Below are 15,883 nucleotides of genomic sequence, written 5' to 3'. Positions count from 1 at the left end.
GGAAGATGGATCGTCAGCAAGAGTTCGTGCTGCGCACCATTGAAGAACGTGACGTTCGATTCGTGCGTATGTGGTTTACCGATGTGGTCGGCTCGCTCAAATCTGTAGCGCTTGCCCCGGCGGAGGTGGAAGACGCCTTTGAAGAGGGGCTGGGCTTCGACGGATCGTCGATTGACGGGCTCTCGCGCATCTCCGAATCAGACATGCTGCTGCAGCCGGATCCTGCCACCTTCCAGCTGCTGCCATGGCGCGGAGAGGTCGAGCCGACCTCCCGCATGTTCTGCGACATCCTCACCCCCGAGGGCCAGCCGTCGAACGCCGACCCCCGCCAGGTGCTCAAGCGCCAGCTGACCGAGGCGGCCAACATGGGCTTCACCTGCTATACGCACCCCGAGATCGAGTTCTACCTGCTGAAGAACGCCGAGCTGGACAAGCACGGTCGCCCGCAGCCGATCGACAACGGCGGCTACTTCGACCATGTCCCCGACGGGGTGGGCCAGGACTTCCGCCGCGCCTCGGTGACAACCCTTGAAGCACTGGGCATTTCGGTGGAATTCTCCCACCATGAAACCGGCCCCGGCCAGAACGAGATCGACCTGCGCTACGCCGACGCCCTGCAGACGGCGGACAACATCATGACCTTCCGCACCGTCATCAAGGAAATGGCCATGCAGAAGGGCATTCACGCAACGTTTATGCCCAAGCCCTTCGCCGAGCACCCGGGCAGCGGCATGCACACCCACTTTTCGCTGTTCGAGGGAGATGCCAACGCCTTCTTCGAAGCGGGACGCGAATACCAGCTCTCGGACGTAGCGCGCTCATTCATTGCCGGCATCCTGCACCACGCCCAGGAATTGACCGCGATTACCAACCAGTTCGTCAACTCCTACAAGCGCCTGTGGGGCGGGGGAGAAGCCCCGAGCCACCGCTCTTGGGGGCACAACAACCGCTCGGCCCTGCTGCGCGTCCCGCTGTACAAGCCGGGCAAGGGCCAGAGTGCCCGCGTGGAGTACCGCGGCATCGACTCGGCGGCTAACCCCTACCTGGCCTATGCCTGCCTGTTGGGTGCCGGCCTGAAGGGCATCCGCGAAGGCTACGAGCTGGAGGATCCGACCGAGGACGATGTCTGGAGCCTGTCTACGGCAGAACGCCGCGCCTCGGGCCACGTGCCATTGCCCGGCAGCCTGCACGATGCGCTGCGGGCCATGGAGGAATCCGAGCTGATGGCTGAAATCCTTGGAGAACAGGTCTTCAATTCATTCCTTGCCAATAAGCGCACCGAGTGGGAAGAATACCGGCAGGTCATCACCCCCTACGAACTGGACAAGTACCTGGGGAATCTTTAACCCCTCCGCGCGAGCGCAGCAAGAAATGCAGGAGCCAAGAACAACGCCATGACAGTAATATCCTCACGGGCACTGATCAACGCCGGATTCTCCGACATCGAGCGGGCCAAGAAGTTCCTCGAATCCAAGGAACTTGCCACCGTAGATCCAGAGCTCATCGTGAGGATGATGGCCCATGCGCCGGACCCGGACCAAGCGCTGCTGCTGGCGCTGCGCCTTGTGGACAAGCACCCGGCGGCAGTAAAGATCTTCTCCGATCCGCACAGCGCCCAAGCACTGGTGCGCCTGCTGGGCAGCTCCTCGGCCCTGGGCGAATTCCTGATCCGCTGCGCCCAGGGGCTTGAAGTCATCAGCAGCGCACCGCCCACGGGGTTCGTTCCCGTCGATGCGCAGACGCTCAAGAACGCGCTGCTCGACTCCGTGGGAGCGGTGCAAAGCCCCAACGGGCACTGGGTGGCCTCCTGCACCGGGGCAGAAGCCCGCAACAAGCTGAGGGTCGGCTACCGGCTGGCGCTGCTGTCCCTGGCCCACCGGGACCTGGGCAGCGCCCAGCCTCAGTGGGTCATGCCGCAGGTTGCGGCAGAACTGGCAGACATGGCGGCCGCCGCCCTGGAAGCGGCGCTTGCCGTCGCCCGCGCGGAAGCCGCAGAACAATTCAGCGCCCAGGACATCGACCAGGTCAAGGTTTCGGTGATCGGCATGGGCAAGTGCGGTGCCCGCGAACTGAACTACATCTCGGACGTCGACGTCATCTACGTGCACGGCAGCTTGCCCGGCATCAGCGAAGAACAGGCAGGAGCCATCGCCACGGTGCTGTGCGGGCATACCGCCCGCGCCATTATGGTCCCGGGCCCCGAGCCGATGCTCTGGGAAGTGGACGCGAACCTGCGCCCCGAAGGCAAGGACGGCGCCCTGTCCCGCACCCTGTCCTCCCACGAGGCCTACTACCAGCGCTGGGCGCACTCCTGGGAGTTCCAGGCCCTGCTCAAGGCCCGGGCCATCGCCGGAGACAAGGACCTGGGCCAGGCCTACGAGCGCATGGTCTCACCCATGGTCTGGTCCAGTTCGCAGCGCGAAGGCTTCGTCGAGTCAGTGCAGGCAATGCGCCGGCGGGTCAGCAACAACATCAGCAAGGACGACGTGCCCTGGCAGATCAAGCTGGGCCCCGGCGGGCTGCGCGACGTAGAGTTCACCGTCCAGCTGCTGCAGCTGGTCCACGGCCGCGTCGAACCCAGCATCCAGGTAGCCACCACCACCCTGGCCATCCAGGCCATGAGCGACACCGGGTACATCGGCCGCGACGACGCGGTGAACTTCGACGGCTCCTACCGCTTCCTGCGCCTGCTGGAGCATCGAATCCAGCTCAGCCAGCTGCGCCGCACCCACTTGATGCCGCGCGGAGAGCACGCCCAGCGGGTGCTGGCCCGCGCCATCCGCGGCGCCGGGGACCTGGCGCATGCCAGCCCCGAAGCTTTGATGCGGCGCTGGAACGAAACCAAGCGGCTGGTCCGCTCCCTGCACGAACGCATCTTCTACCGTCCGCTGCTGGTCAGCAGCTCCAACCTGTCAGCGGACGAAGTGCGGTTGACCGCAGAGTCCGCCCAAGCGCGCCTGAGCGCCCTGGGCTACCTGGACCCCAAGGCCGCCATGCGGCACATCGAGGCGCTCACCGGAGGCGTGTCCCGCCGCGCCTCGCTGCAGCGCCAGCTGCTGCCGGTGCTCCTGGACTGGTTTGCCCGGGGCGTCGACCCGGATGCAGGCCTGCTGGGCTTCAGGAGGCTGAGCGAGGCGCTGGGCAAGACCCACTGGTTCCTCGGCATGCTCAGGGATACCAACGCCGCGGCAGAACGCCTGAGCCACCTGCTGTCCAATACCCGCTTCCTGACCGACCTGCTGGCTAACGAGCCGGCCGCCGCCGCCTGGCTGGGCAGCGACAGCTCGCTCACGCCCCAGACCCGGGACAGCCTGCTGCAGCAGAACGCGTCGATCATCCAACGCACCAAACAGCCGGAAGCAGCCATCAGGCAGATCAGGCTGGTGCGGCGCCGGGAGATCCTGCGCGTTGCGCTCGCCGACGGCGCGGGGCTGCTGCGCGTGGACCAGGTGGGCCAGGCTCTGTCGGATATCGACTCGGTAATGGTCGACGGGATACTGCAGGTGCTGCTGCGCGCCGACCACGAGGAACATGGCGCCCAGTGCAGCATTGCGGTGATCGCCATGGGACGCCAGGGCGGGTACGAGATCGGCTACGGGTCCGATGCCGATGTGCTCTACGTCCAGCGGCCGCTGGAGGGGGCCGACCCGCAGCTGGCCCAGGAACAGGCGGCGCGGGTGGTGGCAGACCTGATCTCTTGGAGCTCTAAGCCGCTCAAGCCGGCAATCCCTGCAGAAGTCAAGCTGAAGATCGACTCGGATCTTCGCCCCGAGGGCCGCCAGGGGGCGCTGGTGCGTTCGTTGGACTCCTACGCCGCCTACTACGAACGCTGGGTGGAAGTCTGGGAGCGCCAGGCCTTGCAGCGTGCCAGGGCCTTCGCCGGCGATCAGCAGCTGGCAGAAGACTTCATGAAGTTGATCGAGCCGCTGCGCTATGGGCGCGGGCTTGATGACGCAGAAATTCGCGAAATCAGGAAGATCAAGGCCAGGGTGGAGGCGGAGCGGCTTCCGCGCGGCGCCGATCCCAACCGCCATCTGAAGCTGGGCCGCGGCTCGCTCTCTGATGTCGAATGGCTGGTCCAGTTCTATCAGCTGCAGTATGCCTGGAAGCATGAGGAGCTGCGGACTACCTCTACCTTGACTGCGCTGGACCAGCTGGCTGGCTTGGGGCTGATTGGCGAGCAGGAAGCCCAGCAGCTTGACATCGCCTGGCGGCTGGCCACGAAGATCCGCAGCGCCGAAATTATCACCTCGGGCCGATCCAGCGACGTCCTGCCAAGCTCTGCCAGGGAAATGGAGGCGGTGGCCCGCTGGTGCGGCTACGAGCCGAACACCGGGATGGAACTGGAAGAAGACTACCTTCGCGCAACCCGGCACTCCCGGGCTATCTTTGAACTACTTTTTTACGGATTCGAAGACTAGGTGCACACATGTCGCTGACCAATATTTCAAGTGCCCAATGGAACCCGACCGACAAGCGCTACAAGGTCTATGAACAGGAAACGCTGCTCGGCGCCGGCGAGGAGCTGTGGAGGGAAGCGGCCGCCGCGTTGATGCGCTGGAAGGTGAAGACGCGCAGCGGTTTCACCATCAAGCCTGAGAGCACCGTGGCGCTCGGCGCCCGCCCCAAGCTTTCGGTGACCATTGGACCTGTCACCATTGATGAACCCATCGAGGTCTGCGACGTTCTGGTGAGCCCTGAACGGATCGGATACGCCTACAAGACCCTCGAAGGTCATCCGATCGACGGCGAAGAGGCATTTATCCTGCATAAGCGCGGCGACAAGGTGTACCTGATCATCCGCTCACTGTCAGCGCCTGCGGCCAAGGGGGAGTGGAGCAAGCGCTTCGCGATGCTCAGCGCCGCGCAGAAGGCAGTGAGGGCCCGCTACCGCCAGGCGCTCGCGCCGCAGCAGAACCTTTCTCCGCTGGGCAAGCTTCTGCGCTCCGAGTGCGACTAGCGCCGCCTAGCGGCCAGCGCGTGCAAGCACTGGTGCGGTGTCCGGCCAAGGAATGCTGATGCGCGGCGTGGGCGCCAGCGCTTTGGTCCGCAGCGCATTGCCGAGGATGATTTCCTGCGGGGTGACTTCCAGGATGCTGAATTCTTCATCGCCTGCCTGGTCTCCAGCAGTGATGATCCACGCATTCATCAGTTCGCTGATGCCCCGTTCAATCAGCAGTTCTTCCCCGCTGCGGTAGTCGATGCCTCTCTGGATCGCGTGGCCGAGCACGTTGCGGGCTATCACCTGTTCGTATGCCGGATCCAAAGGCTGCAGATAGCCGACTGTTTCCCCGTCCTCGCGCTGAACGCTGACCCAATCTGACGTGTCCATGACTCACCACCATAGCCCAGAGCGCCAACGTCCGCCGTGCTGCGCCTGTGCCCGCGTGCCGGCGCAAAAAAGTCCGCACGATTCGCGCGGAGCAATGCTCTGGCAAATCGTGCGGACTCTGTGCGGACTCAGGCGGGCAGGACCCGCGTCAGCTGCTTAGCAGCCGTAGTACAGCTCGAACTCGTATGGGTTCGGGCGCAGGCTCAATGGCTTGATCTCGTTCTCGCGCTTGTACTCGATCCAGGTCTGGATCAGATCCTCGGTGAAAACGCCGCCTTCGAGCAGGAAGTCGTGGTCTGCTTCTAGAGCCTGCAGCGCCTGCTCAAGGGTCTCCGGCGCACGCTGGATGTCCTTGGCTTCTTCTGCTGGCAGCTCGTACAGGTCCTTGTCGATCGGCTCTGCCGGCTCGATGCGGTTCTTGACGCCATCCAGGCCTGCCATCAGCTGGGCTGCGAAAGCCAGGTACGGGTTCGAGGAGGCATCCGGTGCGCGGAATTCGATGCGCTTGGCCTTCGGGTTCGAACCGGTGACCGGGATGCGGACGCCGGCAGAACGGTTGCCCTGCGAGTACACCATGTTGACCGGAGCTTCGTAGCCCTTGACCAGACGGCGGTAGGAGTTCACCGTTGGGTTGGTGAATGCCAGCACGGCGTCGGCGTGCTTCAGGATGCCGCCGATGTACCAGCGGGCGATGTCGGACAGGCCTGCATAGCCCTTCTCGTCGTAGAACAGCGGTTCGCCGTTGCTCCACAGCGACTGGTGCACGTGCATGCCCGAGCCGTTGTCGCCGAAGACCGGCTTTGGCATGAAGGTTGCCGACTTGCCCCAAGCATCCGCCACGTTCTTCACGACATACTTGAAGAGCATCAGCTCATCAGCCGCGTGGACCATGGTGTTGAACTTGTAGTTGATCTCTGCCTGGCCTGCGGCGCCGACCTCGTGGTGGCTGCGCTCGACCTCAAGGCCGACATTGTCCAGCTCGATGCAGATCGCATCGCGAAGGTCTGCCTGCTTGTCGGTAGGGGAGACAGGGAAGTAGCCGCCCTTGAACGGGGTCTTGTAGCCCTGGTTGCCGCCCTCTTCCTTGCGGCCGGTGTTCCATGGAGCCTCGTCGGAATCGATCTTGTAGAACGCACCCTGGGGCTTGGACTCGTAGCGGACGTCTTCGAAGATGAAGAATTCTGCTTCAGGAGCGAAGAAGGCGGTGTCGGCGATGCCGGTCGACTCGAGGTAGGCCTCTGCACGCTCTGCCACGCCGCGTGGGTCGCGGTGGTATGGCTCACCGGTGCGTGGGCTGATGATGGAGAAGTTGAACGCGAGGGTCTTTTCCAGGCGGAATGGATCGATGAAACCGGTGGTGACATCCGGGATCAGCTGCATGTCGGAATCGGAAACGCCCGCGAAACCACGAATGGAAGAACCGTCGAAGAGCTGGCCGTTGACGAAGAAGTCTGCGTCGACCGACTTTGCTGGCACGTTGAAGTGCTGCTGTACACCTGGAAGGTCAGTGAATCGAATGTCGACGAACTTGACGTCCTCTTCAGCGATGTAGGCCAAAGCTTCTTCTGGACTGGTAAACATGTGCAGGTTGCTCCCTGTTGAGGTATGAGTTTGGTAAACGGAACGATCTGTGGAACTGATCTGTCCTCTTGCTTACATGACAACTTTACCTAGAATCCGTTTCACAATGGTGTCTCGATTGTTTCATCCGCGTTACATGCGCGCAGTTTGGGCGTGTCGTACGTCTCTGAGTTGGGGGAACAAGCCAATTAATTTTCAGTTTGTTTCTCAGTAACGCTCCAGAAAGATTACACAGACAGGCTAGATAGACTTGGAGCGTGGAACGTAAAGACTTTAGTTCGTGGCTTGAAGGCCCGCCTCAGCTCAACTCGCAGCAATGGCCCGGCGAAGGGTTGGGCCGCCCCGAGCGCGGCCCGGGTTCGGTGGCAAGATTCCCCCGCAGGCTGCTGGCGGTCTGCTTGGACTGGGGCCTGTCGATGCTGGTCAGCTATTGGCTGTTCAATTCCCACGAATTAGCAACCCTGCTAGTATTCCTCGCCGGACAGCTTTTGGGCGTGGGCCTGCTAGGGCACTCGTTGGGGCACCGCATCTTCGGGATGCAGGTTCAATCCATGGAAGGCAAGGCGCTCAAGTCCTTGCAGGGGTTGATTAGATCTGTGCTTCTGTGCCTGTTCGTTCCAGCCCTCGTGATCGACAAAGACCAGCGGGGATTGCACGACCGCCTTGCCAAGAGCATCTTGGTCAACATCAGATAGGAACATTTCTGGCCAGGCCGAACTTCGGCTTAAACCAAAAGAAACCGCTCATGGGCGGTTTCTTTTGGTTTATCGGGCTTTAGCGGCCGCGGGTTGCACGGCGGTTGGGCCGGACGCGATTTGGATCGATGCCCTTTGGAATAGGCAAGCGGTTCGCAGTCAGCGTGCCAAGACGCTTGTCGACTGCCGAAACTTCGAGCTTGGTGATCGACTTTGGAAGCTTCTTCATCTTCTTGGCGACGTCCTGCAGTTCAACCTGGCCTTCTTCTTGGCCAGCGTTGATGACATGGATCGGCACGTTGTTCAGCACTCGGCCGATGCGCTTGCGTTCGGCAATCGCCAGTTCGCGCACGCGCCCGGTAGGACCTTCGGTGACAAGCACGACGCCCGGACGGCCAATCGCCATGAAGACCAGGTCCTGATGGCGGTTGTAGGCAACCGGTTCTTCCTTCAAGATCCAGCCGCGACGCAGGACGCTCATGGCTGCGCCGGCGGCGCCGGGGCGGCCGACCAGCTGCGAGAAGGCGGCTTTCTCGGCTCGTCGAGACATGATGAACATTGCTGCCAGCAGTGCCAATGGGATGGCGATGATCAGCATGGTGACCACGTTGTTGATCAACATGCCAATGATCAGGCCTACAGCGATAACGCCCAAGGCTGCCAGCAACATCCACCAAACGACCATAGGGTCGTAGCGGCGGGTCATCTGGAAGACCTGGCCGATCTGCTTTAGGCGACCTGGCTCTTTATTCTGCTTCTCAGCTTTTGGTTTACGTGAAAAGAGACCGCGCTTTGGCTGCGAGGCGGCATCGTTATCGGAGTTTTTGGCCATAGTGCCTCAATTCTACCCGAGATTTCTATGTTCATTTTCGAAGACGCTGCGACGTGCGCAGCAGCTAGCTGATGCCCGCCTCAACGTAGTCGGGCTCCGCCGCCACCGAGCTTGAAGAAACTTGGTGGCGCCAGAGCCCTGACTTTTCCGTCTGCAGCTGCCAGCTAGCCTGTGACTAGCCGTTGATCAGCGAGGCAGCTTCCTGGCGGGTGTGGCCCGAGGATTCGATGTGGGACAACGCCTCAGGAATCTCGCGGCCCTTCTTGCGCATAGCACCGGCCCAGAGGCGGCCGGCACGGTAGGAAGAACGGACCAAGGGGCCGGACATGACGCCAGCGAAACCGATTTCTTCGGCTTCTTGCTGCAGTTCCAGGAACTCCTGTGGCTTGACCCAGCGGTCCACCGGAAGGTGGCGCTCGGTTGGGCGCAGGTACTGGGTGATGGTCAGCAAATCGCAGCCTGCTTCATGCAGGTCGCGCATTGCCTCGGAAATTTCTTCACGGGTCTCGCCCATGCCCAAGATCAGGTTCGACTTGGTGATCAGTCCGCGCTTGTGGCCATGGGTGATGACATCCATGGAGCGGTCGTAGCGGAATGCGGGGCGGATGCGCTTGAAGATGCGCGGAACGGTTTCAACGTTGTGCGCATAGACCTCGGGGGCCGAGTCGCAGATTGCGTCCAGGTTCTCCGGCTTGCCCGAGAAGTCTGGGATCAGCAGTTCCACGCCGGTGTTCTCGTTGAACTGGTGGATGCGGCGCACGGTTTCTGCGTACAGCCAGACGCCCTCGTCTTCAAGGTCGTCGCGGGCCACGCCGGTGACGGTTGCATAGCGCAGGTCCATCTTCTTCACGCTCATTGCCACCTTGAATGGCTCCGAACGATCCAAGGCAGCCGGCTTGCCGGTGTCGATCTGGCAGAAGTCGCACCGACGGGTGCATTCGGAACCGCCAATGAGGAACGAAGCCTCGCGGTCTTCCCAGCACTCGAAGATGTTCGGGCAGCCTGCTTCTTCGCAGACGGTGTGCAGGCCTTCGGACTGCACCAGGTTCTTCAGGCTGACATATTCAGGACCGATATTGAGTTTGGCCTTAATCCAGTCAGGCTTGCGCTCAACGGGAACGGCAGCATTGCGCTTTTCAACGCGAAGTAGTCGACGGCCTTCTGGCTCGATGCTCATGGACTGCTCTTTCTTAGGGAAGGAATTGTTGTCTAGACGACTTGTGGGCTGAGGAGACGCTCAATCTCTTCCTGCACCCGATCGACTACATCGCTGGGAGACACTTCTCGTCCCAGCTCCTTAGACATTGTAGTGACTCCGGCATCTGAAATGCCGCACGGGATGATCTGTTCGTACGCAGTGAGATCATTCGAACAATTCAGGGCAAAGCCGTGCATTGTCACTCCGTGGTTGATGCGGATGCCAATGGCCGCAATTTTGCGGTCCTGCTCTCCGTCCTTGCCTGGAACCCAAACACCGGAACGGCCCTTGACCTGAACGGTAGGGATTCCATACTCATCAATGACGTTGATGAGTGCTTGTTCCAAGGTTTCCACATACAGTCGAATGGCGCTGATTTTGCGTAGTTTGACTATGGGATAACCAATGAGCTGCCCTGGACCGTGCCAGGTGAGTTTGCCTCCGCGATCTACGTCAACAACAGGGGTACCGTCGAGGGGTAGGTCTTCAGGCTCAGTCCGTTTTCCTGCTGTGTACACTGCTTCGTGTTCTAGGAATAGGACTTTGGGGGTTTGTTCGTCCGCGGCTACTGCATCATGCAACTGGATCTGGTAGTCCCAGGCTTGCATATAAGGTACATATTTTGTGCCGAGTCCGACTCTTTCGAATTCGATCGCCATGCAAAATACCCTACGCCGTTCAACGAAACCTCGCTAATTCGACGGAATGTAGCAGTGCCTGTGGATAACCAGTTTGCTTTTTATTATTCTCCGGTACAACGGAAATATGAGTGAAATAGGTAACGTCCTGGCGTGGCCTACGTGCCCCGGGTATATGACAATAAAGCCGCTAACAGCCAAGTCACCATGTAAAGTTTGGCTGATTCGTCGAGAATCAGACCAAACTTATCTTGTGCTCAAACTTGCCGGTGATTCGGAAAATCTTGCGTCGTTGATGCAAGAAAACGTCGGCCTGAAGCAGAAATATGTCGTCGATTTTTACGGGATGCTCAGCACGGATTTCGGCGAAGGGCTGTTGATGGAGTACTGCCCGGGCGGAAGCCTGGCTTCGCTGGTCAGGCAGCGCTCGGCCGTATCGCTCGGCGAAGCGGTGACGGCGCTGGCACCCATCGCGCAAACTATCAGTGGACTTCATGCCGGCGGTATCAGGCATGGGGACATATCGCCGGAGAACATCCTGCTGACGGCCTCCGGGATGCCGAAGATTATTGACTTTCAAGAGTCCGCACTCGCCGCGCAGTCAACGCAGCCGGCTGGAACGCCGGGATTCATCGCTCCCGAGGTATTCAGCGGTGCCCCAGAAGCTTCAGTGGGGGAGCAGGACGTTTTTGCACTCGGAGCTTGCCTGTGGTTCTTGCTCTCGGGCAATCCTCCCGAGGAAACGATCTGTCGGCCGCCTGTCCGGCTGAAATTTCCAGATGTCCCCGAAATTATTCAGTGCCTCATCGCTGATTCGCTGTGTGATGATCCCTATGAGCGCCCAACCGCAGAGCAATTTGCTAGAACACTGTTTTCCAGCACCCAAGCGAAACCGATTCATTGGGAAGGGTGTATCGACACCGAAACAAACCACTTGATGGAAACCATTCACCCGGTGCAGGCTTCAAAGAAGCGTAGGCATGAAGCCAAGCGCCGTAGAGAAGGTACGCAGGCGGAACCGGGATGGCAGGGGCACGCGCTGCACAGGACGCCTGGGGCCCGCAGGATTGCCGCTTCAGTCTTGATTGCGGCCGGTGTGGTGGCCGCGAGCTTTTTTGGTGTCTCGCTGCTTTCATCCGGTCAACAGGCGCAGTCGCCAGCGGTCGCTGCAGAACCGAGTATGCAGGAGCCTTGCCGAATAAAAGACGTCGCGCAAGTACCTGCCTGTGCCATGGAATCGGATACTGTCATTTCCTCGTTCGTAAGGCTTTCGAACCAACGGGACCAGGCGATCAATTCCTCGGATTCCAAGGCGCTGTCGAGAATTTATGCGAAGGGCTCCGAGCAGCTTGTCCGAGACCAGAAGACAGTGGAGGACCTAGGGAAACTGGGATTGCACATCCAGGGTCTTCACACTTCTTTGCAGGACTTGCACGTGGTCGCACGCGGACAGGGCGACGAAGTTGTGCTCGGCGCGAGGTCGAGCATGAGCGGGTACACCTATGCTGATAAGTCAGGAAAGGTGCGGCATGAAGTTGAAGCCGGCGATGAGGAATGGATCAAGGTGCAGGTCAAACTGGTCGATGGGCAGTGGCGTCTGGGAAATGTCATCAGCCGGCAAAAATAGGCAGAAAAATGCCCCGGCGCCTATGCTCGAAGGCGCCGGGGCGTGGAATTTCTCAGCAGCTTAGCTCCAGAGTACTGCCACTGCGATGTTGATGAAGGTCATGCCGCCAACAGCGTGTGCCAGGCCCTTGGAAACTTCCTCGCCTGCCTTGACCTTCTTGCGGCCGATGAAAGCTGCTACGACGACGATGATCGCGATTACTGCCTTTACGCCGATTTTGATGTGGTTGACGTCTCCGCCATTTGCTTCAGCAAGGCCGACCATAGCCAGACCGGTGATCAGCTGTACCAGTGCACCAATCCACTGCCAGTTGGTGACGGTTGGAGTTTTGAAGTTGGCCAGCCAGCCGCCGAAAATTGCTGCTGCGCCTAGGATATGCACGAAAATCAGAATGGAAAACAGGATGTTCATACTACTAGCCTAATCGATATTCGACCGAACGTAGAAAACGAGAAAATCGCCCCTTCCCCATAAAGGGAGGAGCGACCTTCTCTACCTAGCGTCTAGGGTGATCTGGAATCCTTAGAGGCCCAGTTCGCCTTCGAATGCGCCGCCTTCAAGACGTGCCTTGACGGTCTGCAGGAAGCGACCGGCGTCAGCGCCGTCAACCAGACGGTGATCGTAGGTCAGGCACAGGTACATCATGTGGCGGATGGCGATCGAGTCGTTGCCCTCAGCGTCGGTGATGACCGCTGGGCGCTTCACGATGGTGCCGGTGCCCAGGATGGCAACCTCTGGCTGGTTGATGATCGGGGTGTCGAACAGTGCGCCTACCGAACCAATGTTGGTGATGGTGAAGGTGCCGCCGGACAGCTCGTTCGGGCCGATCTTGTTGCCGCGGGTGCGTGCTGCAACGTCGGCGATCTTGTTGGCCAAGCCAGCAAGGTTCAGATCGCCTGCGTTGGAGACAACTGGAACCAGCAGGCCCTTTTCGGAGTCCACCGCGAAGCCGAGGTGCTCGGCGTTGTGGTAGGTGATCTCCTGCTTTTCCTCATCGTAGTTGGCGTTCACCGATGGGTGAGCCTTCAGTGCCTCGGTGACTGCCTTGGCGATGAATGGCAGGTAGGTCAGGTTGACACCGTTGGTTGCCTTGAAGCTGGCCTTGGCCTTGGCGCGCAGGTTCACAATGCGGGTCATGTCGATCTCGTGGACCTGGGTCAGCTGAGTCGAGATGTCCAGCGATTCGCGCATGCGGCGGGCGATGACCTGGCGGATGCGTGGAGCCTTGACGGTGGTGCCGCGCAGCGAGGAAGCCTCGACTGCTGGTGCGGCTGGCTTTGCGGCAGCAGGTGCTGCAGCGGCTGCCGGAGCAGCTGCTGCTGCTTCCTTGGCTGCTACCGCGTCAAGCACGTCCTGCTTGCGGATGCGGCCACCGACGCCGGTGCCCTTGACCGATGCGATGTCAATGCCGTGCTGGTTGGCCAGGCGGCGGACCAGTGGAGTGACATAGCCGGAGTCGTTGGACTCAGCGGCAGGAGCAGCTGGAGCTGCAGCTGGTGCAGGTGCGGCGGCTGGCGCAGGGGCTGCGGCAGGAGCAGGAGCGGCTGCTGGAGCCGGAGCTGCTACTGGAGCTGCTGGAGCGGCAGGTGCAGGTGCTGCAGCCGGAGCTGGAGCGGCTGGGGCGGCAGGTGCTGGGGCAGCGGCGCCGGCGGCACCGATGACAGCAATAACAGCGCCAACTTCAGCGGTCTCGTCTTCTGGGACGCGGATTTCCAGCAGGGTGCCGGCAACCGGGGAAGGAACCTCGGTGTCGACCTTGTCGGTGGAAACCTCAACCAGAGGCTCGTCGACTGCTACTTCTTCGCCGACTTCCTTCAACCAGCGGGTGACGGTACCTTCGGTGACCGATTCGCCCAGTGCCGGCAAGGTGATTTCGGTGCCGGAAGCTGCGCCGCCGGCTGCTGGTGCAGCAGGAGCAGCTTCAGCGGCAGGTGCTGCTGGTGCTTCCTGGGCAGGTGCGGCAGCTGGCGCCTCTTCGGCTGCAGGTGCGGCTGGGGCAGCGGCTTCGCCGGCGCCCGAACCGTCGCCAATGCGGACCAGAGGTGCGCCAACTTCGGCTTCCTCGTCCTCGGCGACAAAGATTTCTTCAATAATGCCAGCAACTGGCGAAGGAACCTCGGTGTCTACCTTGTCGGTGGAAACTTCCACCAACGGCTCGTCTACCTCAACACGGTCGCCGACCTGCTTCAGCCAGCGGGTTACCGTACCCTCGGTAACGCTTTCACCCAGTGCGGGTAGGTTTACGGTTTCAGACATCGTCCCGTATCTCCTCGTTTATAAAGCTTGAATTCTGTAGGAGGCGTTGCCTCCGAGCCTAGTCCATTCAGGCAGCGCGCCAGAAAACGCGCTGCCTGAATGACTCAAATGCGTCGTTAGCCGTGCAGAGGAGCGCCGGCCAGAGCCATAGCTGCCTCGCCCAGGGACTCGTTCTGGGTTGGGTGCGCATGGATTAGCTGTGCAACATCTTCTGGGAATGCTTCCCAGTTCACGATCAGCTGTGCTTCGCCGATCTGCTCGCCGATGCGGCCGCCGATGCCGTGAACGCCCACGATTGGGCCGTTCTTGACGCGGACCATCTTGATGATGCCGCTGGTGCCCAGGATCGAGGACTTGCCGTTGCCGGCCAGGTTGTACTCGGTGGTCTCGATCTGGTCGGCGCCGAACTTCTCCTTAGCCTTTGGCTCGGAGTAGCCCACGGAGGCGATCTCAGGCTCGCAGAAGGTCACCTTCGGGATGTTGATGTCCTCGACGATGGTTGGCTTCAGGCCAGCGATTTCCTCGGCCACGAAGCGGCCGTGCTGGTAGCCGCGGTGTGCCAGCTGGACACCTGGAACGATGTCGCCGATGGCGTAGATGTTGCCTACGCCGGTGTGCAGGCGCTCGTTGGTGATGACGAAGCCACGGTCGATGGTGATGCCCTGCTCTTCGTAGCCCAGGTTTGCGGTAACTGGACCGCGGCCCACGGCCACCAGAACGATCTCGGCTTCCAGAACCTTGCCGTCGGCCAGCGAGACCTTGACGCCGTTGGCATCCTGCTCGACCTTCTCGAAGAAGACACCGGTGTTGAACTTGATGCCACGCTTCTTGAACGCGCGCTCCAGAACCTTGATAATGGCTGGATCTTCGTTAGGAACCAGCGATGGCAGGCCCTCAACGATGGTGACGTCCACACCGAAGGAGTTCCACACGGAAGCGAACTCGACGCCGATCACGCCGCCGCCCAGGACGATGGCGCTCTTCGGCACCGACTCCATGTTCAGTGCTTCGGTGCTGGTGAGGATGCGGCCGCCGATTTCCAGACCGAAGGTCTTGGACTCGGAACCGGTGGCAAGGATGATGTTCTTGCCCTTGTAGATGGTGCCATCGACATCGATGGAATCCTGCGAGACGAGGCGGCCGTTACCGGTGATAACGTTGACCTTCTTCATCTTCAGCAGGCCTTCAAGGCCCTTGTGCTTGCCAGCAACAATGCCTTCCTTGTACTTGCGTACTCCGGCCATGTCGATGGACTGCAGCGAGGAGTTGATGCCGTACTTGGCACCCTCGCGAGCGTTCTCGGCAAGCTCAGCTGCGTGCAGGTAAGCCTTGGTCGGGATGCAGCCGGTGTGCAGGCAGGTGCCGCCCAGCTTCTCCTTCTCGATCAGTCCGACGCTGTAGCCCAGCTGGATGGCGCGCAATGCTGCCGAGTATCCAGCGGATCCACCGCCGAGGATGAGGACATCAAATTCTTGCGTTGCTGCCGAATCGGCCACGTGAACGCTCCCTCGTAATTAGCTAAGTGAGGTCGGCTTTGGCCGACCAGGGGATCGGGTCGCAGAACACAGGGTTTTGCGCTGGTAGGCGCGGGCCTTGAGTCTACGGTGATGTTTCAGAACTTACCTTAGTACCGTGAATGCATCCGAGTCATCTTCGGGGGCTTAAAAGTCAGGCAAGTCTCGTCTTGTGAAACACCCCACGGCGCGCGGATTCCCGGGAATCCG

The 15,883-nt window shown here is 60.7% G+C and carries 13 protein-coding genes; 5 read left to right on the top strand and 8 right to left on the bottom strand.

Annotated elements, in window-relative coordinates; genetic code table 11:
* Positions 1-5 precede the first annotated feature (5 nt).
* From glnA (AUR04nite_RS12930) to AUR04nite_RS12920, 3 genes are read left to right on the top strand one after another with little or no spacing between them, the layout of a single operon-like run.
* Positions 6-1,346: a type I glutamate--ammonia ligase gene (gene glnA, locus AUR04nite_RS12930; RefSeq protein ID WP_141365694.1), complete on the top strand. Its 1,341-nt coding sequence runs from the start codon at positions 6-8 to the stop codon at positions 1,344-1,346.
* A gap of 48 nt (positions 1,347-1,394) precedes the next feature.
* On the top strand, positions 1,395-4,421 hold the full coding sequence (locus AUR04nite_RS12925; protein ID WP_141365691.1) for a bifunctional [glutamine synthetase] adenylyltransferase/[glutamine synthetase]-adenylyl-L-tyrosine phosphorylase: 3,027 nt from the start codon (positions 1,395-1,397) through the stop codon (positions 4,419-4,421).
* Positions 4,422-4,429: 8 nt separating this feature from the next.
* Entirely contained in the window at positions 4,430-4,960 is a 531-nt protein-coding gene (locus AUR04nite_RS12920; protein ID WP_141365687.1) for a DUF1990 family protein, read from the top strand.
* Between the two features lie 6 nt (positions 4,961-4,966).
* Here AUR04nite_RS12920 and AUR04nite_RS12915 read toward each other — a convergent pair whose 3' ends face one another.
* Complete coding sequence (locus tag AUR04nite_RS12915; protein ID WP_141365685.1) at positions 4,967-5,332, bottom strand: hypothetical protein; 366 nt, start codon at positions 5,330-5,332, stop codon at positions 4,967-4,969.
* Positions 5,333-5,488: 156 nt separating this feature from the next.
* Positions 5,489-6,913, bottom strand: a complete 1,425-nt coding sequence (glnA, locus tag AUR04nite_RS12910) for a type I glutamate--ammonia ligase (protein WP_141365683.1) — start codon at positions 6,911-6,913, stop codon at positions 5,489-5,491.
* Between the two features lie 257 nt (positions 6,914-7,170).
* On the opposite strand from glnA (AUR04nite_RS12910), the gene AUR04nite_RS12905 reads away from it, so the two are divergent.
* Complete coding sequence (locus tag AUR04nite_RS12905; RefSeq protein ID WP_141365681.1) at positions 7,171-7,608, top strand: RDD family protein; 438 nt, start codon at positions 7,171-7,173, stop codon at positions 7,606-7,608.
* Positions 7,609-7,687: 79 nt separating this feature from the next.
* Here the strand turns inward: AUR04nite_RS12905 and AUR04nite_RS12900 are convergent, their stop codons facing one another.
* The 3 genes from AUR04nite_RS12900 to lipB all read right to left on the bottom strand — a co-directional run bounded on the left by AUR04nite_RS12900 (position 7,688) and on the right by lipB (position 10,297).
* Positions 7,688-8,440, bottom strand: coding sequence for a DUF4191 domain-containing protein (locus tag AUR04nite_RS12900; RefSeq protein ID WP_141365679.1), 753 nt, complete (start codon positions 8,438-8,440; stop codon positions 7,688-7,690).
* Between the two features lie 175 nt (positions 8,441-8,615).
* Positions 8,616-9,617, bottom strand: a complete 1,002-nt coding sequence (gene lipA, locus AUR04nite_RS12895; RefSeq protein WP_141365677.1) for a lipoyl synthase — start codon at positions 9,615-9,617, stop codon at positions 8,616-8,618.
* A gap of 32 nt (positions 9,618-9,649) precedes the next feature.
* Complete coding sequence (gene lipB, locus AUR04nite_RS12890; protein ID WP_141365675.1) at positions 9,650-10,297, bottom strand: lipoyl(octanoyl) transferase LipB; 648 nt, start codon at positions 10,295-10,297, stop codon at positions 9,650-9,652.
* Between the two features lie 232 nt (positions 10,298-10,529).
* Here lipB and AUR04nite_RS12885 point away from each other — a divergent pair, with 232 nt between their 5' ends.
* Complete coding sequence (locus tag AUR04nite_RS12885; RefSeq protein WP_170184202.1) at positions 10,530-11,903, top strand: serine/threonine protein kinase; 1,374 nt, start codon at positions 10,530-10,532, stop codon at positions 11,901-11,903.
* Positions 11,904-11,963: 60 nt separating this feature from the next.
* Here AUR04nite_RS12885 and AUR04nite_RS12880 read toward each other — a convergent pair whose 3' ends face one another.
* The 3 genes from AUR04nite_RS12880 to lpdA all read right to left on the bottom strand — a co-directional run bounded on the left by AUR04nite_RS12880 (position 11,964) and on the right by lpdA (position 15,655).
* Positions 11,964-12,314, bottom strand: coding sequence for a hypothetical protein (locus tag AUR04nite_RS12880; RefSeq protein WP_141365671.1), 351 nt, complete (start codon positions 12,312-12,314; stop codon positions 11,964-11,966).
* Between the two features lie 111 nt (positions 12,315-12,425).
* The gene (gene sucB, locus AUR04nite_RS12875; protein WP_141365669.1) at positions 12,426-14,159 is read right to left on the bottom strand and encodes a 2-oxoglutarate dehydrogenase, E2 component, dihydrolipoamide succinyltransferase; all 1,734 of its coding nucleotides are present in this window, start codon (positions 14,157-14,159) and stop codon (positions 12,426-12,428) included.
* A 116-nt stretch (positions 14,160-14,275) separates the two neighbouring features.
* Entirely contained in the window at positions 14,276-15,655 is a 1,380-nt protein-coding gene (gene lpdA, locus AUR04nite_RS12870) for a dihydrolipoyl dehydrogenase (RefSeq protein WP_141365667.1), read from the bottom strand.
* Between the last annotated feature and the right edge of the window lie 228 nt (positions 15,656-15,883).

The organism is Glutamicibacter uratoxydans, assembly GCF_006539925.1.
Classification (GTDB): domain Bacteria; phylum Actinomycetota; class Actinomycetes; order Actinomycetales; family Micrococcaceae; genus Glutamicibacter; species Glutamicibacter uratoxydans.
Note: the sequence above shows the minus strand (reverse complement) of the source record. Positions and strands in the feature narration are given on the sequence as shown.

Excerpts from the sequence above, each read along its gene's own strand:
- glnA (WP_141365683.1), bottom strand. The coding sequence starts at position 6,913 with ATGTTTACCAGTCCAGAAGAAGCTTTGGCCTACATCGCTGAAGAGGAC.
- AUR04nite_RS12880 (WP_141365671.1), bottom strand. The coding sequence starts at position 12,314 with ATGAACATCCTGTTTTCCATTCTGATTTTCGTGCATATCCTAGGCGCA.
- lipA (WP_141365677.1), bottom strand. The coding sequence starts at position 9,617 with ATGAGCATCGAGCCAGAAGGCCGTCGACTACTTCGCGTTGAAAAGCGC.
- sucB (WP_141365669.1), bottom strand. The coding sequence starts at position 14,159 with ATGTCTGAAACCGTAAACCTACCCGCACTGGGTGAAAGCGTTACCGAG.
- AUR04nite_RS12900 (WP_141365679.1), bottom strand. The coding sequence starts at position 8,440 with ATGGCCAAAAACTCCGATAACGATGCCGCCTCGCAGCCAAAGCGCGGT.
- AUR04nite_RS12915 (WP_141365685.1), bottom strand. The coding sequence starts at position 5,332 with ATGGACACGTCAGATTGGGTCAGCGTTCAGCGCGAGGACGGGGAAACA.
- glnA (WP_141365694.1), top strand. The coding sequence starts at position 6 with ATGGATCGTCAGCAAGAGTTCGTGCTGCGCACCATTGAAGAACGTGAC.
- AUR04nite_RS12920 (WP_141365687.1), top strand. The coding sequence starts at position 4,430 with ATGTCGCTGACCAATATTTCAAGTGCCCAATGGAACCCGACCGACAAG.
- lipB (WP_141365675.1), bottom strand. The coding sequence starts at position 10,297 with ATGGCGATCGAATTCGAAAGAGTCGGACTCGGCACAAAATATGTACCT.
- AUR04nite_RS12925 (WP_141365691.1), top strand. The coding sequence starts at position 1,395 with ATGACAGTAATATCCTCACGGGCACTGATCAACGCCGGATTCTCCGAC.